General features: G+C 60.2%; 25 protein-coding genes and 1 tRNA gene. 12 read left to right on the top strand and 14 right to left on the bottom strand.

Annotated elements, in window-relative coordinates; all coding sequences use genetic code 11:
* Positions 1 to 282 precede the first annotated feature (282 nt).
* The 9 genes from AC5STI_RS03535 to AC5STI_RS03495 all read right to left on the bottom strand — a co-directional run bounded on the left by AC5STI_RS03535 (position 283) and on the right by AC5STI_RS03495 (position 6,345).
* Entirely contained in the window at positions 283 to 606 is a 324-nt protein-coding gene (locus tag AC5STI_RS03535) for a winged helix-turn-helix domain-containing protein (protein ID WP_495445600.1), read from the bottom strand.
* Positions 569 to 814: a hypothetical protein gene (locus AC5STI_RS03530; protein WP_495445599.1), complete on the bottom strand. Its 246-nt coding sequence runs from the start codon at positions 812 to 814 to the stop codon at positions 569 to 571. Before AC5STI_RS03530 ends, AC5STI_RS03535 begins: the two co-directional genes overlap by 38 nt.
* Positions 815 to 984: 170 nt before the next feature.
* Positions 985 to 1,347, bottom strand: coding sequence for an HNH endonuclease signature motif containing protein (locus AC5STI_RS03525; RefSeq protein WP_495445598.1), 363 nt, complete (start codon positions 1,345 to 1,347; stop codon positions 985 to 987).
* Between the two features lie 159 nt (positions 1,348 to 1,506).
* The gene (locus tag AC5STI_RS03520) at positions 1,507 to 2,454 is read right to left on the bottom strand and encodes a calcium-binding protein (RefSeq protein ID WP_495445597.1); all 948 of its coding nucleotides are present in this window, start codon (positions 2,452 to 2,454) and stop codon (positions 1,507 to 1,509) included.
* Between the two features lie 475 nt (positions 2,455 to 2,929).
* Positions 2,930 to 3,856 (bottom strand): hypothetical protein, encoded by a 927-nt coding sequence (locus AC5STI_RS03515; protein ID WP_495445596.1) that lies wholly within the window; start codon positions 3,854 to 3,856, stop codon positions 2,930 to 2,932.
* 41 nt (positions 3,857 to 3,897) lie between these two features.
* Positions 3,898 to 4,512, bottom strand: coding sequence for a hypothetical protein (locus AC5STI_RS03510; RefSeq protein ID WP_495445595.1), 615 nt, complete (start codon positions 4,510 to 4,512; stop codon positions 3,898 to 3,900).
* 249 nt (positions 4,513 to 4,761) lie between these two features.
* Positions 4,762 to 5,382, bottom strand: a complete 621-nt coding sequence (locus tag AC5STI_RS03505; protein ID WP_495445594.1) for a hypothetical protein — start codon at positions 5,380 to 5,382, stop codon at positions 4,762 to 4,764.
* A gap of 195 nt (positions 5,383 to 5,577) precedes the next feature.
* Positions 5,578 to 5,871: a helix-turn-helix domain-containing protein gene (locus tag AC5STI_RS03500; protein WP_495445593.1), complete on the bottom strand. Its 294-nt coding sequence runs from the start codon at positions 5,869 to 5,871 to the stop codon at positions 5,578 to 5,580.
* A gap of 3 nt (positions 5,872 to 5,874) precedes the next feature.
* Positions 5,875 to 6,345, bottom strand: coding sequence for a hypothetical protein (locus AC5STI_RS03495; protein ID WP_495445592.1), 471 nt, complete (start codon positions 6,343 to 6,345; stop codon positions 5,875 to 5,877).
* Between the two features lie 166 nt (positions 6,346 to 6,511).
* Here AC5STI_RS03495 and AC5STI_RS03490 point away from each other — a divergent pair, with 166 nt between their 5' ends.
* Entirely contained in the window at positions 6,512 to 7,195 is a 684-nt protein-coding gene (locus AC5STI_RS03490; protein WP_495445591.1) for a type VI secretion system-associated protein TagO, read from the top strand.
* 29 nt (positions 7,196 to 7,224) lie between these two features.
* On the opposite strand, the gene AC5STI_RS03485 is transcribed toward AC5STI_RS03490, so the two are convergent.
* Positions 7,225 to 7,548: a hypothetical protein gene (locus AC5STI_RS03485; protein ID WP_495445590.1), complete on the bottom strand. Its 324-nt coding sequence runs from the start codon at positions 7,546 to 7,548 to the stop codon at positions 7,225 to 7,227.
* Positions 7,545 to 7,781, bottom strand: a complete 237-nt coding sequence (locus AC5STI_RS03480; protein WP_495445589.1) for a hypothetical protein — start codon at positions 7,779 to 7,781, stop codon at positions 7,545 to 7,547. Before AC5STI_RS03480 ends, AC5STI_RS03485 begins: the two co-directional genes overlap by 4 nt.
* Before the next feature lie 86 nt (positions 7,782 to 7,867).
* Here AC5STI_RS03480 and AC5STI_RS03475 point away from each other — a divergent pair, with 86 nt between their 5' ends.
* The 7 genes from AC5STI_RS03475 to AC5STI_RS03445 all read left to right on the top strand — a co-directional run bounded on the left by AC5STI_RS03475 (position 7,868) and on the right by AC5STI_RS03445 (position 11,261).
* Positions 7,868 to 8,128, top strand: coding sequence for a helix-turn-helix transcriptional regulator (locus tag AC5STI_RS03475; RefSeq protein WP_039146292.1), 261 nt, complete (start codon positions 7,868 to 7,870; stop codon positions 8,126 to 8,128).
* A gap of 323 nt (positions 8,129 to 8,451) precedes the next feature.
* Complete coding sequence (locus tag AC5STI_RS03470; protein ID WP_495445588.1) at positions 8,452 to 8,721, top strand: hypothetical protein; 270 nt, start codon at positions 8,452 to 8,454, stop codon at positions 8,719 to 8,721.
* Between the two features lie 228 nt (positions 8,722 to 8,949).
* The gene (locus AC5STI_RS03465; RefSeq protein ID WP_495445587.1) at positions 8,950 to 9,393 is read left to right on the top strand and encodes a hypothetical protein; all 444 of its coding nucleotides are present in this window, start codon (positions 8,950 to 8,952) and stop codon (positions 9,391 to 9,393) included.
* Positions 9,394 to 9,473: 80 nt separating this feature from the next.
* Positions 9,474 to 9,641 (top strand): hypothetical protein, encoded by a 168-nt coding sequence (locus AC5STI_RS03460; RefSeq protein WP_495445586.1) that lies wholly within the window; start codon positions 9,474 to 9,476, stop codon positions 9,639 to 9,641.
* 77 nt (positions 9,642 to 9,718) lie between these two features.
* On the top strand, positions 9,719 to 10,036 hold the full coding sequence (locus AC5STI_RS03455; RefSeq protein WP_495445585.1) for a hypothetical protein: 318 nt from the start codon (positions 9,719 to 9,721) through the stop codon (positions 10,034 to 10,036).
* 17 nt (positions 10,037 to 10,053) lie between these two features.
* Entirely contained in the window at positions 10,054 to 10,257 is a 204-nt protein-coding gene (locus AC5STI_RS03450; protein ID WP_495445584.1) for a helix-turn-helix transcriptional regulator, read from the top strand.
* Positions 10,251 to 11,261, top strand: a complete 1,011-nt coding sequence (locus AC5STI_RS03445; RefSeq protein ID WP_495445583.1) for a site-specific integrase — start codon at positions 10,251 to 10,253, stop codon at positions 11,259 to 11,261. The genes AC5STI_RS03450 and AC5STI_RS03445 overlap by 7 nt, the downstream gene beginning before the upstream one ends.
* A gap of 96 nt (positions 11,262 to 11,357) precedes the next feature.
* Here AC5STI_RS03445 and AC5STI_RS03440 read toward each other — a convergent pair.
* Positions 11,358 to 11,442: transfer RNA gene (locus AC5STI_RS03440), tRNA-Leu, on the bottom strand.
* Between the two features lie 220 nt (positions 11,443 to 11,662).
* Here AC5STI_RS03440 and AC5STI_RS03435 point away from each other — a divergent pair.
* Positions 11,663 to 12,190, top strand: coding sequence for a Hint domain-containing protein (locus tag AC5STI_RS03435; RefSeq protein WP_495445582.1), 528 nt, complete (start codon positions 11,663 to 11,665; stop codon positions 12,188 to 12,190).
* A gap of 6 nt (positions 12,191 to 12,196) precedes the next feature.
* Here AC5STI_RS03435 and AC5STI_RS03430 read toward each other — a convergent pair whose 3' ends face one another.
* A complete protein-coding gene (locus AC5STI_RS03430) occupies positions 12,197 to 13,816 on the bottom strand; it encodes an NAD(P)H-hydrate dehydratase (RefSeq protein ID WP_495445581.1) in 1,620 nt (539 codons plus the stop codon).
* A gap of 171 nt (positions 13,817 to 13,987) precedes the next feature.
* Between AC5STI_RS03430 and AC5STI_RS03425 the strand changes: the two genes are divergently transcribed.
* Both AC5STI_RS03425 and glnA read left to right on the top strand, forming a co-directional pair.
* Positions 13,988 to 14,326, top strand: a complete 339-nt coding sequence (locus AC5STI_RS03425; protein WP_008554830.1) for a P-II family nitrogen regulator — start codon at positions 13,988 to 13,990, stop codon at positions 14,324 to 14,326.
* 46 nt (positions 14,327 to 14,372) lie between these two features.
* On the top strand, positions 14,373 to 15,779 hold the full coding sequence (gene glnA, locus AC5STI_RS03420; RefSeq protein ID WP_475051684.1) for a type I glutamate--ammonia ligase: 1,407 nt from the start codon (positions 14,373 to 14,375) through the stop codon (positions 15,777 to 15,779).
* A gap of 81 nt (positions 15,780 to 15,860) precedes the next feature.
* Here glnA and AC5STI_RS03415 read toward each other — a convergent pair whose 3' ends face one another.
* Positions 15,861 to 17,336, bottom strand: a complete 1,476-nt coding sequence (locus AC5STI_RS03415; protein ID WP_495445580.1) for a methyl-accepting chemotaxis protein — start codon at positions 17,334 to 17,336, stop codon at positions 15,861 to 15,863.
* Between the two features lie 228 nt (positions 17,337 to 17,564).
* Between AC5STI_RS03415 and AC5STI_RS03410 the strand changes: the two genes are divergently transcribed.
* Positions 17,565 to 18,812, top strand: a complete 1,248-nt coding sequence (locus tag AC5STI_RS03410) for an Hsp70 family protein (protein WP_495445579.1) — start codon at positions 17,565 to 17,567, stop codon at positions 18,810 to 18,812.
* Positions 18,813 to 18,902 lie beyond the last annotated feature (90 nt).

The following is an 18,902-nucleotide window of genomic DNA, read 5'->3' as shown; positions in this document are numbered from 1 at the left end:
ACGATGCACTTTTCACGCGAGCAGGGTCAATGCGGGGAAGTCCTTGTATGAGCGGCTCAAGTGGGTTTCTCAACCATGAGCACTCGGCGCAAAGCTATTCCACAACCTAGTCAGAGTAATGAACTTAGGTTCGCTTTGGGCTGTGACCGACGTGCCGCGCCAGCGAAGGGCCGCACCCAGGGCAATGACGGCTCAGGGCTCGTTGCTGCCCTTCGCTGACTTCCGCAAGCAGGAGTCCAGAAACCGCCGCCCATCAAAAGCCCGGTGAACGCCGGCCGTTCATCACTGGCTCGCTTTGCTTTCGACCTCGCACTTCTGGAAAGACCAGCCGCGCCCTCTATGCGTCACAATGCGACCTGCGGTCTCCGGGACACGCATACGGACTTGCCGCACCATAACGTCAATAACTTCGATACCGGGCAGATCACCGTCCGGCCTTGTTGCATAAACCAAGTCGAACAAGCCTTCCCTGCCTACGACACAAGGGGAACGGTCAAACAAAATCCCGGCAATAGTCCGCTGCGTTGGGGTGAGATAAACACCCCAAGCATCCACTGGATGCAACGCGTTAGCGAACACCGGCACAATTTGCTCGATGATGCCCAAAAGGTATTCCACACCGTCCCGCGGCCGCATTTCCTCTGCTGTTGTGCGGCTTCAACCGGTCAACGGTCGGATGACACAGCGGCAGCGCCAGCCGGTCAAAGGTCCAACGCAGTTCGCCGGTCAGCCCTTCCGGCCGCAGTTCCTCCAGCCGGATCCGGGCGCGTTCATCCAGGTTGTGCAGCTGGCCGCCGTCTTCGGTGAGCGGCACAACCTTTTCTTCTGCTGGTTTCCGCCCCCGCATGACCCTGCTTAACCCCTTCTCCAGTGTGGCTTTTTCTATCCAATTTCGACTTTGCGCACAGAAAGGTTCCCCCTCCGGTTTCCACCGAAAGCGGATTTTCTTGCGACCCTCCCCCTCCCATTTGGAAGTCGGCGACCCTATTCATTGGCCGGGTGCATCGGGTCGAGCGGCCAGCCATCCTCGCCGCGCTCTTCCGAATAGCCCCGCGTTTCCAGCCGCTGCTTGTTCTGATCGTGATCATCCGGGCAAAGCGTCTGCAGGTTTTCCGGATCCAGAAACAGCGCCTTGTCACCGCGATGCGGCACGCGGTGGTCGACCACCAGAAAGCGCCGCCTCGGATTGGCCTGCTGCTCGCCCGACGAGGTCAGCGAGCCATCATTGATGATACCGCGCCGCAAGCACGCACGGCACAGCGGCTCCCGCTGAAGATGCTGGGGCCGCAACTGCCGCCGCCAAGCTGAGAGGTTGTAAAGGTGGTGGTACTCGCTCCGAGCCGTCATAAGCGACCCTCCAAAACAAATGCGCCCAGCAGGTTCCTGCGGGCGCATTTCGTGATGCTTCCTACTTTGCAGTACGCAGATGAGCTAAGCGTCAAGCTCGTCTTTAGCGACCTATTCTGTTGAAGGACAGGGGTTTTTGTTCAAAGCCGAAATTACTCGCTAGAAGATGAAGTTGTCGGAAACCTGCAAATCTTGAATATAAACGCTTTCAACCAAAATTTTGACATTCCGGAAAGTGACGAAAACATCCTGACCGACCTGCTCAAACCCTAATTGATCGAAACTATTTGCACCTCTACCAATTTTGATATGATCCACACCGATCTCAAAGTCAGAGATAGTGTCTGAACCGTCTCCTTTGTTAAAAACGAAAGTGTCAGCTCCTCGGCCACCAGACAACTGGTCTCGTCCTTTCTGCCCCAGAAGCGTGTCAGACCCCGCACCGCCGTCTAGTGAATCTTTGCCTCCGCCACCAAAGAGCTTGTCATTGCCTTTACCGCCTTCGAGTGCGTCACGACCAGCTAAGCCTTTCAGCACATTGCGTGCCTCATTCCCAACGATGACGTTGTCCAGCTCATTGCCTTTGCCACTTATCTTCTCAGAGCCAACAAGTTCCAAGTCTTCGAGGTTTGAACCCAGCGTCCAAGAAATAGTGCTAACGACTTTGTCAGCCGGGTCTGGGTCATTGTCCCAGTACGGTACATAGCTCTCGCTCACGACATCGCCGAAATTGTCAACGAAATAGGTATCCCCTCCATCACCACCGATCAATGTGTCCCGCCCGGCACCGCCATTCAGCAAGTTCCCACCGGATCCGCCACGCAGATAATCCTTCCCATTACCCCCGGAAAGCTCATTGAAACTTGATGAGATCCAAGAATCTAGGAAGTCATTCCCTCCGCCACCAACTAGCCTATTTGAGTAGGCCCCGCCCGAAAGAGTGTCATGCCCAGACCCTCCGAAAATGACATTGCCATGCAAAAAGGCGCCTTCCAGTTCATCGTTCCCGCCCCGCCCCTTCATGTAGAAGGTTTTGCTATAGGGAAACTCGCTGCTTATTTCGAAACGGTTGTCTTCATTAGTACCGACATAGTCAAAAGTTGGCATTCCTAGCCTGCTCCACTTTAAAAATTGTCTTCTCCGGGTTGCACGCAAGAGTAAATCCAAACGCCAGCGCACTCCATTACCGCGAAATCTAGGAGTTCACCTGAGTCACCGCAATCAAATATTGTGGGGCAAAACACGCATCCTTCAGCACGTTCACCACTTAGGATCTGCATAGAGCTTGTGGGCAACGAGGGCTGCGACTTTACCCGCCGCGCCTTCAGCTTTGACTGCCGCTGCGCCTCATGATGGTCACAGTGGGACAAGCCTGGCAGCGCTAGGTCTTCGCAGCCCGACGCCACGCAAACCTTCAGACGCGCCACAGGAACCCCATCGCCGGGCTTTCTCCGGCTGGCCGCATGACAACCTCCGATTTTCGAGAGTACCAAAGCAAATGCGCCCGGCAGTTTCCTGCGGGCGCATTTCGTGATGATGCATATTCATTGGCACGCGGTCGTACTAACCGTCAATACCCTTTCTACCCATCCGGGTTTTCAGCGCACGCACGCATGTGCCGAGCAGCAACCCGCAAGGACCGGGCAAGGCTTGCCTCCGTTTCAGCCAGGGTTTCATTTCCTCTCATCTTTTCAACGCTCTTGGCGAACTCCTGATGTTTATCCGCCTGCTCCTGCAGCCAATCAGCAGCCAGGCACTGCTGCCCGCGCGTAATCGTTTCCTTGCCCTTCGCATCCACAACGACTCTCCTTTTCGTAAAATGTCCCGCCATCCGGTCAAGCGCATCGCACAATGCAGCCCTCAGCGCCTTGATGTGCTTTCCCTGCGCCCTTTGACCTGGCGCCACCCAGCCGCAGGAACTCAGCACCTGCGAGAGGGTCAGGCCCGCAACACAAACCAGATACACAAGCCGCTGATCACTGATCAGCCCTCGCTTGTTCCGGTCAGACGGCCGGACGCGGCGCACCTCCAAAGCCACCCGACCGCCAATCCGCCGCCGCCAATGATCAAGCCGCTCACGGTCCCGCAGCAGCGCGTCAATATACTCACCACCGCCGCCGTCCCGCTGCTGGCTCAGAGCCTCGATCGAGGTGCAGCGAACACCTGCACACTCCAGCTTTTCATAAAGCGCGCCATAGGCCCGCCCGATATCCTTCTGCTCCGCAGTGAACAGAACTTTCCGCGCCTGCGCTTCCATCGTGTCGAAAGCGTCAGAGATTTGCATAGCCTTCCGCCCGCGGTACCCTGCGGACTTGACCGCGTATCCCTCGCCATCCGGGAATAGCTGATAAGGGTCAAACACCCGAAAGGTCCCGCGTGCCGGAGCCTCCGGTATCATCGGCCCGCACTCCGCCGGCACAGCCCCGCGCGCCTTCACTTCTACGATCCGCGTCGCCTCTTTCTTTTCCCGAAGCTGGCGGGCCGCCAGGTATTCTTCAACCGGCGTCATGACCGCCTCACCATCTGCGGCCACCACTGCTACATGCTCGCTCACGCCTGCATCCCTTCTTTCACTCCAGCCCCTTCCCGGGCCGCCTTGCCTTCCATCACCCACGCCTCGCACTTCTTCAGCGTGCGCTCGTACCAGCGGACGAATTCCCCCTGGTCGTGGATATCCGGGAACCCGCGCGCGCGCCGTTCCATGATCTTCTGATATTCGCTGTTGAACTCGGCAGCCTGCCGCCGAACCCGGTCTTTCTCCGGCCCCTTTGCCGGGGGGCGCTTGTTATCCCGCCAGAACAGGTATTCCGCCAGCAGAACACCGTCCCGCATTGCCTCCGCCCCGGCGCGGGACCGGAACCACCCCAGCAGCTCCGGCAGCTCATCAAGCGGGCGGTGCTCCAGCGCCTCCGCCCAGCCCATCACCGTTGCGCGGCACGGCCAGAAGCATTTCGCCGAGCCCTCACCCTTGGTCTGCAGGGACTGCTGCAAGGCAATCAGCCCCTTGTCGCTCATGTAGGCGATGGAGTCCGCCAGCCGGTCCAGCATAGCCCGCTGCCTGTCCTCCGGCGTGCCCTTCGGAAACTTGAAGCCCAATTCCTGCAGCGGCTGTATCACCAGCCGCCGCACCCGGGCGCGCTTGCTTTCGGTTTGGTCATTGCACATCTGCCTTCACCGCTCCTCTTTCTAAGCCTGTCCGACCTATCCACAGGCAGCCCGTTCCCGATGGCGCGACCCGCGAATATCTTTTCGTTTCATTTCGTTTCTTCTCTTTTCGGCGGTCACAGAAACCGCGCAAAAAAAGGGACAACCGGAACAGAACACGGGAAATTCCGTGTTTTTCCGGGCCGGTTCCGTAACTTTCCCGGAATAGTCTGTAACCGTCACAGAATGCACAGATTCCACCAGAGCCGATCACGGAGCGCATTCCGTCTGGAATTCGTCCAGGGCAGAACGAACAAACGCCTCGCGCCGCTGCGTTCGCGGATAGCGTTCCTCCAGCCAGTCATTGAAGCGCTCAAGGAAGCCAGGCGCACGCAGAAGCTGGCCCGCGCCGATCCGGCCTTCGATCATTTCCCGGAGATCCTTGAGGCGCTTGTTGTACTTTCGCTCCTCCTGATCCGCCTTGTTCTTCCGGCTTGATCCAAGCGCCTCTACGGCCACCTCCATCACAACCGGATGAGCCCAGCGGATTTCCCCGTTGTCGCACCGCACCCGGTGCCAGTTGTGCAGCGGGGTGATCTTGCGCTCAATCAGCGCATGCCACTTTTCCAGCGGCAACCGCAGCTCATACGCCAGTTGCTCATCATCGCAGGGCAACGTGCCAATGGGCGTTTCATCCTGCGCAATGAAAAAGAGCTGCATGCCGTACCAGCCAACATCCGGATCGGCCTTCCGGCGGAACTCGCTGGCCCGCCAGCGCTTGAGGTTCCACTGCAGGAAGTAGTGCGAGTCCAGCCGGTCGCTGGCTGAAATAGGGTATTCCTCCAAATCCTCGGCATCGATCGGCTGCAGATGCCTTGCGTGTGCATTCATTGCCCTGCCCTTCCTCTTGTTATCGTTCCAACCCGCCCTGCAGCGGGCCGCAATTTCCTGTCAGCCCCGGCCCGCGCGCACCGATGAAAACGGCCGGCCATGCGCATCTTCGTGCCGGATGAAATCAGCGGACCCGGCGCGCTCAGCCAACTGCCGCCGCAGCTCGTGACAATCTGCCTGGATAACCGGCCGCTTCTAGCAGCGCTCCCGCTCCTGCTTGAGGCCAAACCAAACCGTCGTGTGACACTGCAGGTGCAGAGCCTGGGCGATCTGCGGAGTGCTCAGAGACGTGCGGTTCCTGATCATCGCCATTGCCATCTGCCGCGGCCAGGACACCCGACGCTCCCGGCTTGGGCCGGTCAACTCCCCCTTCCGGAGCTGATAATAGACCCGCACCACATCGATAATTTCGGCCACATGCAGCCGCCTCTTCGGCGACGGCACCTCTTGTTGCAGCGTCGTTTCGTCAAGCGCTTCGGGATCAGACATTGATCAGCACTCCCCGATCGAACTCGGCAAGCCCGAGCCCGCCGTCTCCCCACCCAGCACATAAACCGGCTTGTGATCCGTCAGCGCCAAGCAGACCGTCCGCCACACACAGGCCGACCGCTGCCAGCCGGGCACCGGCGGCACAATCACCAGATCAGCATAGCGCAGCACATTTTCCGGCTCCGGCACGTCCCGCCCGGCCTCAAAGGCCAGATAGGCGGGCGCCAGCGGCAGAAACCCTGCCGCCGCGGCCCGGTCCATCCAGATCATCGCCGCATCGGCCGCCTGACCCGGCCCGCCGCAGACATTCGCAAAGGGCGTTGCCAAACAAGCAAGCTTGCCGCCCGCATCTGCGGCCACCACAGCCAGGCGCGCCCGGCGGCTCAAAAGCCCGGCAGGCTCCCAAAACCAGCCCAACCAAAGCCAATCCGGCTCCGCAGGAAAGTCGGCGGCGATTTCCACCAGATCACGCATGACGCAACCCCGCAGAAAAAGGGGCGCACAGCGAGACACCCGTTGCGCGCCCTAGTCCAACAGGGAGGGAAATGGGGGCTGCTTGCAGGTACACCTGCCCCCGGTCGGCGTGTCCCCGAGGTCTGCCCACCCCGACACCTGCAGCATTTCCGCAGACAACCGGGGCTTGTCCGCCGCCCCGATTGCCTGCACCTTCTGCGGTAGCCAACAAACTGACGAAAAGGATTCTTTGATGCGTTTTCCACGGCACCTCGCAGCCGCCTTGATGTTCGCAGCAATCACGGCCCCAACCGCCACATTCGCCAACGCCTGCGCCGCGATCGAGAATGATCTGGATCGCCTCGCCTGCTACGACAAAGAGGCAGGTGTGACGCCCACCCCGACCGTCACCGCTTCGCCCGAGGGCAACTGGAACGTCCGGATCGACAAGTCGGAATTCAAGGACACAACAGATGTATTCGCGTCTCTTCAGTCTGAAAATGAACTCGCATGCCGAAACTACGGCACGCCGCAGAAAGCAACTCTCCTCCTCCGTTGCTCCGAGAACACAACCGCAATTTACATCGCGACCGATTGCCACTTGGCTTCCGGCGTAGGCGGATATGGGCGAGTAGAATATCGCTTCGGAGACAAGCCTGCTCACTCTCGGGAATTCAATGCCAGCACTGATAACGCTGCTCTTGGCCTCTGGACCGGCGGCAAAGCAATCCCATTCATAAAAGCTATGACTGGGAGCAAACGCGCGATCTTCCGCTTTACGCCTTACGGCCAAAGCAAAGTTGTCGCGCGGTTCGATATTACCGGCATCGAAAAGGCGATCGAACCATTGCGGAAGGAGTGCGGCTGGTAATTGGCCGTTCTCTAGTCTGGCGGCACTCATTACGCCGCCCTCGCCAATTCATCACCGAAAAACGCAGCCGCGCCCGGATCGGTCAGCATGACCAGAAGCGCGATGTGGCTTGCGGGCGCGGTTACCGCGCCCCACCAGTTCAGCGCGGTCTGAAAGCTCACATCGCAGAACAGCGCGACCTCGCGTGGGCTGCCGAACCGGGCACGGAAGTAGGCCGACCAAAGATCAGGAGCGCTAACCTTAAGCGCATAAGGGTCAAACTGATTTGACCAAGACTTTTGACCGGCCGCCGCGCCACGCTCACCGCATGGCAAATCATTGTTCACAATCAGGGTCAGGCTGGGGCGGCTCATGCGGCATCCTTCCCGCTCGCATCCGGATGCCCCTTGAACAGATGTTCGGGGACTTCAATACCATGTTTTTCACAGTAGCTCCGAACAGCCCAAAACCAGTGCGCGGGGAAGAGCCCCACACGTTTGGCGCGTGTCACCAACTGCACCGAGAACCCAGTTTCTTTCTGAAACTGCACCCGTTCGGCGACATCAAGAAAATCTGCAACTGTTTCTGTTCTGCTCTCAGCACTCATGCGCCTAGTAACTACGCAATTTGCGTAGGATGTAAATACGCAAATTGCTCAGTGCTGCAATTCAGCTTCAACGGTAGAAATTGACCATGCTTGAAGATCAAGAAGACAACATTGAAGCAGTCGCAGCCCGGCTCAAACGCGTGCGCGAGATCCTCGGACTCACAAAAAAAGAGTTCGCAGAACGAGCAGGTATGACCGAACAGACGTATGGACCGTTTGAAAACGCGCGACGCGAACTTTCCCTAAGCGCCGCTAAGAAGCTTCGAAAATGCTACAGCTTACCGCTTGAGTTCATGTATTTCGGAAAGATCGAAGACTTGCCCACTAGGATCTCCAGGGACCTGTAATCCAGTCCTTCCGTGATGTCTGCCCAGAAGTCCAACGGTAGGCTCGACTTGGCTCGCGCCTCTTTTAACAACCTTAACAACTTTTCTTCATTCGTATCCATTTGCCTAATTCCGCATGAATTGCGCGAAAGTAGGGGGACGTCGCCTAATGAACCCCTCGCCAGCATGGCAGAATCGCTAACCTCAGAATCCCCCCGCAGGCAGTAGCCTTACAGAATGGTAAACCTCTCGCTAACAGTTGCTACGCATATTGCTTAGTTTTACCCTTGACCTACGCAATTTGCTTAGTTTATCGGTATCCCTATCAACCGATGGAGGATTGAATGCAAGACATAAACAACACCGCCCGGCAGATTGCTGGCTCACCGGAACGCTACCTTGACGATACCGCCCTGTTCACCCAGGCATGGGCCGCAATGAAGGCCGCCCGCGGCCAAGGCTTTGACCCGGCACGCCTCCGCGCGGCTCACCTGATTGACCGCCCGGAACCGGCACCGGAGCCGACAGACCAGACACTTGCGCGCGTCGGCGCCAAGGTGCGCGCCCTCATCGCGGAAAAGAACATCCCGGTGCCGCGCTGCGATGCGGCCTGACGCACAGCCCGTTGCTGCCGTCCGTGTAACCGCACCTGGAATCGGAAGCACCGGCCGGGCACACCCAAGGGCACCACCCCACCCAAATTAGCCGAAAGCGGCGCGTGACGGAGGATCGACGCGCCGCTTTTCCTTGAGGTTTCGCGCCCGTCTTGCGGCGCGGATCAGCGCGGGCGGTGCAGTCCTCCAAACCATCCGCCGCCCGCGCACAAATGATCAGGATCCCGCATGCAGACGCACCCCACATTGACCGCCGCCCGACCCTGCACCCCGCAGGAGCTTTATGCCGCCGCACGCGCCATGCGCGCCCGCTGCCGCTTCGGCCAAGCGATACTGCTGCAGGAGATGGGCGGCAAGATCACCCCGGGCAGCACCGATCCCGGCGACCGCTTCGATTTCGAAGCCACGCGCTGGTATGTGACCCTGCTGGGCGTTTCCGCCTCCGGCGATGACATGCCCGCGGCGCTGGACGCCTGGATGCGGGCCGCGCAGGTCCACCACAATATCGACGGCACCCGCCGCGCCACCGATGGCCGCCCGGATTGCCCGTTCAACGGTGCGGCTCCGCTGCCACCCGCACACACACGTTGCCGAGGCCATCTGAAACCTGCGCCTCAGCAGACTGGCCAGGGGCACGTCCCGAACCGCCACCGACCCTTTTCCAGAAACTGAACCCCGTCAGATCCGCCGGGCGCGGCTAAGTCCACCACTCACGAAGCCGCGCCGCACCCGCCCTGCAGAAAGGCAAGCCAATGCCCACGGAACAGAAAAAGCGCTTTGAGGATCTGCCGCCATCGACACAGGCAGGCATCCTCTGCAATTGCCCGCGGTTTCAGACTTTCGCAGCCCAACGCTGCGGCTACCCGGACAAGATGCTGACCCAGGGCGGTGCGGCTGAATACGTCCGCCAGGTCTGCTAGGTCAGCAGCCGCTGCGAGCTGCTGCACAATCAAGCCGCCGCCGACCGCTTCCAGGCCCTGCGCACCGAATTCGACGCATGGACCGGCAAACTCGCAACCCCTATCCGGTGATCGGAACGCTCATGCAAACGGCAACAGACACCGCCGCCCGTGTAGCTGGCACAGATACACAGAACGGATCAAAGAAGCCCCGCAAGCCATTGGCAAAGGTTGAGCTATTCGGCCTCAGAGCGCTGTGGTTGCACTTCGCGGATGAAATGGATCTGCGCCGCCTTGCCAAGCTTCACGTCCGCATCCGGGTAAAAGAGCGAGCCCTGCACGACCTGAAAGAAGAGCGCCGCCAGATCATGCGGAAATGCACCCGCCGGATGCAGCGCGCCCAAGGCAAGAACTGAACCAGGAGACGGATTCCGTGGCCACCGCAAACCAAATCCTAGCGCGCGAAAGCACAGCAGCTAAGATGCTGGATATGCCGCTTAAGGAATTCCGCGCCCTGGTGGAAGCGGGCAGCTTGCCCAAGCCAGTCAAGATAGGCGGCAGGGTTGAGCGCTGGTCCGTAAAACAGCTTGAGGCGATTAGCTCAGGCGCCATGCTGAATGAAGACTTCGAATGGTAAAGAAGAACTCAAAACCCTATCTGGCCCGGATCCCGCGGGGCGGCAAAGACTATTGGTACTTTCGCAAGGGAAAGACCCTTATCCGTCTGCCGGACGACCCGGATAGCGAGGAATTTGACCGGGAATACTGGGCCATCAGGTCCGGCCAGCACCAGGGGACTGTCAAAACTAGCTTTGACGCCCTGATTACTAGCTACTACCAGACACCGCGCTTCAAAGGGCTCAAAGCAAGCACCAAAGCCGAGTACCGCCGCACGCTGGAACTGCTCCGCGAAAAGAACGGTCCAAAGGACTTTACCAAACTGCGCCGCAAGCACGTTATCGCAGCGCGAGACAAGTATGCAGACCAATGGCGCAAGGCAAATACAATGGTCGAACAGCTTTCGATTTTGGCCCGTCACGCGATTGATCTGGAATGGATCACCGCCAACCCCGCCCAGGGCGTCGAGAAGCTGAAAGGCGGTAGCTATGAAGCCTGGCCAGAACCAAAGCTGGCAGCATTTGAGCGCTACTGCGAGCAGCATGGCCTGACGATTCAGCGAGCGATTTATGAACTCTGCATCGGCACCGGACAGCGCATAGGCGATGTGGTTGCCATGGAATGGGCGCACTTCCAGGGCGGCTATATGGACGTTGTGCAGGAGAAAACCGGCGCCCGGCTTTCGATTTTCTGCCCGGAGCGTTTGCAATCCTTCCTGGAGTGCCTGCCTCGCAACGGAAAACACATTCTGGCAAAGAACCTGACCCAGCACCTCAGCAAAAGGCGCGCACAAAGCCTTGTAGCCGAGGTCCGCAAGAAGATCGAGGCAGAGGACTTTGTAATTCACGGCTGGCGCTACACCGCCGCGAAAGAGCTGGCAGAGGCAGGGTGCTCAGACACGGAAATTCAGTCTGTGACCGGGCACAAGTCGCTGGAGATGGTCAAGAAGTACCGCCAGCAAGCCAGGCAAAAGCAGCTGTCCAAAACGGCCCAGCTGCGCCGGAACAGAACAAAAACAGAATAAGAACAGAAGCAAGAGTGTAAAACAAAGTGTAAAACACTCTTAATCACCCGTCGCTGGCCGCGTCGCACAATTCCATTTTTTCCTTTAAAATCAAAATGGTGCGGGTGAAGGGACTTGAACCCCCACGCCTTACGGCGCCAGAACCTAAATCTGGTGCGTCTACCAATTCCGCCACACCCGCACGTGCGCCGGGACAGACCCGCCGCGTGACGCGCTGAATAGCAAAGCTTGGCGGGGGATGCGAGCGGAAAACGCGGCCCGGATGCCGATGTGCAGATCGGCAACAATCCGTCCGCATAATTGCAACAATGAGCGGATTTTTGCCGCGGAAGGCTGGGCCTGGAATCCGGTTCTGCCGTAGCTTGGCAAAAAAGTCTGAGGCAGACAAAGCGAGCAATAATATGAAACCGTTTGGAAATGCGGCCCTGCGCGCGCAACTGGCGGCGCGCGGCCAGACGCAGCCACGGCGCCTGTTTCAAGGCAGCCAGAACATCAGCCTGCTGCGCGGAACCATCGTGCTGACCCGGGAGGGCGAGCGTCCCGCAGAGGACATCAAAGCAGGCGACAGCCTGATCACCCGCACCCAAGGCATGGCCCAGGTCGAAGCCGTGCGAACCCGCCGCGCCATGCTGCAGGCAGTTTGCATCGCCGCCGGGTCATTGGGCGACACCCGGTGTGAAGATGATCTGACCGTGCCCTGGGACCAGCGCATTCTGATCCGCGACTGGCGCGCCAAGGCGATGTTCAGCCAGCCGCAGGCGGTGGTGCCGGCTTATGAGCTGGTGGACGGCGAATTCATCCGCGACCTGGGCCTGCAGATGATGGAGCTGACGGTGCTGGAGTTCTCCCGTCCGCATGTGATCTATGCAGGCGGCCTTGAGCTGGCGGCAGCCGCCGCGCCGCAAGAGAACCTGCGCCCGGCGGCTTGAGCCTGCTTACATCCCAAGCTTGCGGAACACCGCGGGGATCTGCTCCGGCAGGTCCTCGGCAATCAGGCCGGGGCCGAATTCCAGCGCGCATTCGACGTGGAGATAGGCGGCGGTTTCCGCTGCCTGCATCGGATCGAACCCGCGCGCCATCAATCCGGTGATGAACCCCGCCAGCACGTCTCCAGATCCGGCTGTGGCAAGCCAGGGCGCGGAACGCTCGTAATGGGCGGAATTGACTGAGCAGCGCCCGTCCGGCGCGGCGATTACCGTATCCGGCCCCTTGAACAGCACCACGCAGCCCGCGCGCTTCGCCGCCTCGCGGGTGGCGTCCACCTTGGAATAGGCCGGGCCTGAGGTGGCGGGCGAGTTCAGCTTGTCCGCCAGGTCCGGGAACAGTTTGGCGAATTCGCCGCCATGCGGCGTCAGCACACAATTCTCGTGCAGGATCTCAAACAGCGCCTCGGGTTTCAGCTCGAACCTCGTGAGCGCGTCGGCGTCCAGCACGGTGGCGCGATTTTCCTTCAGCACCGCCATCACCAGCGCCTGGGTATCGGCGCCGCGGCCCAGGCCAGGGCCGAGGCAGACCGCATTGAAACGCGTGTCCTCCAGGAGCTCGCTGACCCCATGCGCGCCGTCGATCTGTTTTAGCATGATGGCGGTCAGATTGGCGGCGTTTTCAAACATCGCCGAGCGCGGCGAGCCGACGGTGACCAGCCCCGCCCCGATCCGAAGCGCGCCGCGGGCAGCCAGCCGGGCGGCGCCGGTTTTGCCATGACCGCCAGAGAGGACGAGGGCATGGCCGTGGGTGTACTTATGCCCCGCCGCCTTGCCGCCGGCAGATGGCGCCGCAAGCGTCACCACTTCGCCCGGCACCGCGGGGCTACCCCTGTCAGCGAGGCCAATGTCCTTCACAACAACTTTGCCGCACCCTTCCGCGCCGGCAGACAGGAATTGCCCAAGCTTTGCCCGGTGGAAGCTCACCGTGAGATTTGCCATCACAGCTGCATCGAACGGGTTTTCACCCGCGCACCCCCGGTACAGCCCGCTATCCGCGCAAGCGCCGCTGGGCATATCGACTGCCACAACCCGCGGGGCCGCGCCACGGCTGGAAGCGGCCTGCCACAGCTTCAGCTCGCTTTGAACCTCGCCGTGATCCAGAAACGGCCGCGCCAGCCCCGTGCCGAAGACCGCATCAACCACCAGATCTGCATCCTCTCCAGCATCAATCACTTCCTCACAAAGCGGCCGCACCGCCCCTATCTCCCGCCACCGCTCATAGTTCACCTTCGCATCCGGCGGCAGCTTGGCCGGGTCTCCATAAAGAAACACCTCCGCCTCCCAGCCGCGCTCTTTCAACAGCCGCGCCACCACAAAGCCGTCACCGCCATTGTTGCCCGGCCCGCACAGAACCACCGCCCGGCGCGCCCCTTCATCTTTCTCCAAATACTCCGGGGAGCGCGAGGGGCCGGCCCCTCGCTCTTCTGCCAGCTCCGGCCATTCCTCAAAGATGGCCTCAACCACCCCCTGCCCGGCGCGCTCCATCAGTTCCAGCCCGGTCACCTCGCCGGACTCTATGGCGGCCTGCTCAATGGCCCGCATCTGGGCTGCGGTCAGCAGTTCGGTCATGTTTTGCCCTTCCCCGATTCAATTCTGCGCAATTTCCGGGCGCAGTGCTTAATTTTTGGGCAGTCACGATCAAATCCTGCCCACAATTGCCGCAGCCGCACAGCTGTGCATTGCTGCCTTCATTTAGAAGTGAAATGACACCTCCAACAAGCTTGCGAGGAGCCAAAGCCGATGAAAAAGATCGAAGCCATCATCAAGCCTTTTAAACTGGATGAGGTGAAGGAAGCGTTGCAGGACGTTGGCGTCCAAGGCCTTTCGGTGATCGAGGTGAAGGGCTTTGGCCGTCAGAAGGGCCACACCGAGCTCTACCGCGGCGCCGAATATGTGGTCGACTTCCTGCCCAAGGTGAAGGTCGAGGTTGTGCTGGACGACGATCAGGTCGACCAGGCGATTGAAGCCATTGTCGATGCTGCCAAGACCGACAAGATCGGCGACGGCAAGATCTTTGTCTCGCCCGTCGAGCAAGCGATCCGCATCCGTACCGGCGAGACCGGCCCGGACGCACTCTAAAGACTTCAACGAAAATCCTTACATCTCTACAAAAAGGACCGAGGGAATGAGCGTAGACGCAGTTCTCAAGACACTTAAGGACGAGGACGTCGCCTATGTCGACATCCGCTTCACCGATGTGCGCGGCAAGCTGCAGCACGTGACCGTGGATGTGGATCTGGTCGACGAAGACTTCCTGGAAGAAGGCTTCATGTTCGACGGCTCGTCGATCGCCGGCTGGAAGTCGATCGAAAACTCCGACATGAAACTGGTCGCCGACACCGAGTCCGCCTACATCGACCCGTTCTATGCGGAAAAGACCCTGTGCCTGCACTGCTCCATCGTGGAGCCGGACACCGGCGAAGCCTATGAGCGCGACCCGCGCGGCACCGCCCAGAAGGCCGAGGCCTACCTGAAGTCCTCCGGCATCGGCGACGTGGCCTATATGGGCCCGGAAGCGGAATTCTTCCTGTTCGACGACGTGCGCTACTCCAACACCATCAACAAGGTGTCCTACGAGGTTGACGCAACCGACGGCTCCTGGAACACCGACGCCGAATTCGAAATGGGCAACATGGGCCACCGCCCGGGCCTGAAAGGCGGCTACTTCCCGGTCAACCCGACCGACGAAGCGCAAGACCTGCGGTCTGAGATGCTGTCGACCATGAAGCGCCTGGGCATGAAGGTGGACAAGCACCACCACGAGGTTGCCTCCTGCCAGCACGAGCTGGGCCTGATCTTTGACTCGCTGACCAAACAGGCCGACGAGCTGCAGAAATACAAATACGTGATTCACAACGTGGCGCACGCTTACGGCAAGTCGGCAACCTTCATGCCGAAGCCGATCTATGGCGACAACGGTTCCGGCATGCACGTGAACATGTCGATCTGGAAAGACGGCAAGCCGCTGTTTGCAGGCGACAAATATGCCGACCTCAGCCAGGAAGCGCTGTACTTCATCGGCGGCATCCTGAAGCATGCGAAGACGCTGAATGCCTTCACCAACCCGTCCACCAACTCCTACAAGCGCCTGATCCCGGGCTTCGAGGCACCGGTTCTGCGCGCCTACTCCGCCCGCAACCGCTCCGGCTGTGTGCGTATTCCGTGGACCGAAAGCCCGAAAGCCAAGCGCGTCGAGGCCCGCTTCCCCGATCCGGCGGCAAACCCCTACCTGTGCTTTGCAGCACTGCTGATGGCCGGTCTGGACGGCATCCGCAACAAAATCGATCCGGGCGAAGCCATGGACAAGAACCTGTACGATCTGCCGGCCGAAGAGCTGGAAGGCATCCCGACCGTCTGCGGCTCGCTGCGTGAAGCCGTCGACGCGTTGGCCGCCGACCACGATTTCCTGCTGCAGGGCGATGTGTTCACCAAGGACCAGATCGACGGCTACATCGAGCTGAAGATGGAAGAGGTCCACAAGTACGAGCACACCCCGCACCCGGTTGAGTTCGGCATGTACTACAGCTGCTAAGCTGCTGAAATTACAAAGGAAGAGGCGCCCCAAGGGGCGCCTTTTTCTGTCTGTGCCGCTGGGATACGGCGGATCACCGCGTCAGCCGGCCAGACGCAGGCTGACGCTAGCATCCTCGTCTCCGGCGGCAATCGGGCCGGCTGTTTGCCCGACATCGAAGGATTTTACCAGGTCAGCCAGCGACTGCGCATCCTGGCGCATTGTCACCGTGGCGGCCGTCGTCTGCTCAACCATGGCCGCGTTCTGCTGGGTGACCCCGTCCAGATGCGAAACCCCTGTGTTGATCTCAGTCAGTCCGGTGGTCTGCTCGCCCGCCGAGGCCGAGACCGACGCCGACAATTCCGACACTTTCTTTACGTCAGTCACAATCCGGTTCAGCACCTCTCCTGCCCGGTCCACAAGCGAAACGCCCTCGTCCACGTGGCCTGAGCTGATGTTGATCAGTTCCTTGATCTCCTTGGCCGATACAGCGGCGCGCTGCGCAAGCCCGCGCACCTCAGAAGCGACAACCGCAAAGCCGCGCCCCGCTTCGCCCGCACGGGCGGCCTCGACCCCAGCGTTCAGCGCCAGCAGGTTGGTCTGGAAGGAAATGTCGTCAATCACACCGATGATCTGTGAAATTCTTTCAGAGGAGTCGGCGATTTCCTTCATCTTCTTCACCGCATCGGTCACCACGGAAAAGCCGTCTTCTGCGCAGGCTTGCGCGGTGGCGGCCACGCTGCTGGTTTCCTGGGTCGCGTCGGCCGACGTCCGCATGCTGGCGGTTATCTCCTCAACGGCCGCCGCTGTCTGCTCGAGCGTTGCGGCCTGGGTTTCGGTCCGCTGGGACAATTCCTGCGCAGCGTCGGAAATTTCGCCGGCTGTGCTGTTCAGACCCGTGGCCGAGTCCTGGATGCTGCCAATAACGCCTGCCAGGCTTCCCATCAGCCGGTTGAAGGTCACCCGCACCTGATCATAACGCTGGGGATAATCGCTCTCGCCGGGCGCTGGGATCTTCTGGGACAGGTCACGGGCCTCCATCCGCTCGATCCCGGCGGTGATATAGTCAAAGGCTGTGTCCTGTTCGGCGCGCTGCGCCGCAAAATAGGCGTCGATGACGAAATAGGTATCCAGCGCAAAAACGCGGTTCAGAGCCCCCAGCATCGCAAACAGCTTGCGCCGCCCACCGGGGGTTACCACGGCGCCGAACTTTTCGCCGAGAACCTGCTGGATATGCGATGTTGCCCGTGAATAGGCAGACAGGTACAGCTCGAAGGGAAGCTGGATCTTAAAATGAACACTGCCGACGCGTTCGGCCGAAGCAAAATACTCCTCCGGGAAGTCGCCCCGCAGCAGAAGTTCCCAATGCCGCTTTTGCGCGGTTCTGGCATGGGTAAGGATCTGCTCGTCGGGAAAGAACTTGCTGGCTTCGCTGTCAGCCCGGGCAAAATCATAGAATCTGTCGAGGATTACATCGAAGTAAGGCACTAGCATTTTGCTCGCGCGTGCCAGGTCTTTCTGATGGTCTCCATCAAGCGCAAATTTTGAGATGATGCGCTGGTAATCAGTTTTACTCATCTTCCGAACTCCAAACAACCTGCTCTGGGCGGCAGGCGGTTAAACGGTGACATTCAGGAATTAAGATCTTTTTACGCAGACTTTACTGTAGGGTTTTGAAGGACTTGCACCTCCTGCGGCAATCCGCCCACGTGCATCTTTCGGCCGCATAAGGGGATGATTCGCCTTGATCGCGATTGTCTTATGCTATAGCCGGGCCCGCTCCGGTTTGCGTACAGGATCCCCCTCATGACCACCCCCAGCACCCTTGGTATCGACTTCGGCACCTCCAACTCCGCAGCCGGCATCGCCGTCGCAGGGCGCCCTTGGCTGGTGGAGATGGAACCTGGCGAACAGACCTTGCCCACAGCGGTGTTCTTCGCAGAGGACTCCCGGCAGATGCGGATCGGCCACAGCGCCACGCGGGCGCTGATCAGCGGCGAGGAAGGCCGGTTCATGCGCGCGCTCAAGAGCCTTCTCGGCACATCCCTGCTGCATGAGGAGCGGCGGCTGGGCGGCGAGCGGATCAGCTTTGCCACGATCATCGCCCGTTTCCTGGCAGAGTTGAAACGGCGCGCAGAGGCGGCCACCCGCATGCAGTTCACCCATGCGCTGTCCGGGCGGCCGGTGCGGTTCCACTCCAAAGATGCAGACCGAGATGCACAGGCGGAAAAGGACCTGCGCGCCTGCTATCTTGAGGCCGGTTTTGAGGACGTGATGTTCATGTACGAACCCGAAGCCGCCCTGCGCGCCGCTGCCCCATCGCCGGGGCTGGGGCTGATCGTCGACATCGGTGGCGGCACGTCGGACTTTACCGCGTTCGAGCTGGACGCGGATGGCTCGGCGCGTATCCTGGCCTCCCACGGGGTTCGTCTGGGCGGCACTGATTTCGACAGGCAGCTGAGCACTCATCATGTGATGCCGCTCTTGGGCCGCGGCAGCCAGATCCGCAACACCTTCGGCGGCGGCAGCCTGCCCGCGCCGAACCGGCTGTTCAACGATCTGGCCACCTGGCAGCTGATCCCCTTCCTTTACAGTCCCGAAAACCGCCGCGCCGCGCAGGACCTGGCCGCGAATGCGGTTGAGCCCGAAAAGCTCGCCCGGCTGGTGGCCGTGCTGGAAGATGAGCTGGGGCACGAACTGGCTTTTGCCGTGGAGCGCGGCAAGATCCGCGCCAATGGCGCTGAGAACACGGCAGCAATCGACCTCAAGCTGTTGCAGCGCGGATTGTCGGTTCCGATGCCAGCCGCGGACATGAACCAAACGCTGGCGGAACAGACCCGATCCATCGGCCTCTGTGCCGCAGAGACCCTGGATCTGGCAGGTCTCGAGGGGGCGCAAGTTGACCGGATTGTCATGGTCGGCGGCTCTTCGCTGCTGGCGGCGGTGCAGGCTGAGATGCGGTCTTTGTGTCCAAATGCGCGTGTCGAGACGGAAAATGCCATGACAGCGGTTGCCGACGGTCTGGCACTGGCAGCGGGGACAGCCTTTACATAGGCGGATGGGAACCAATGGCAGGATTTCCCGTTAGACATGGGGCACAGTCACGCTAGGCTGCAGGGACACGAGTCACATTTCGAGAGTTCT

This window comes from Leisingera sp. CC-HEC096 (assembly GCF_059429235.1).
This window is presented reverse-complemented; position numbering and strand designations above follow the sequence as displayed.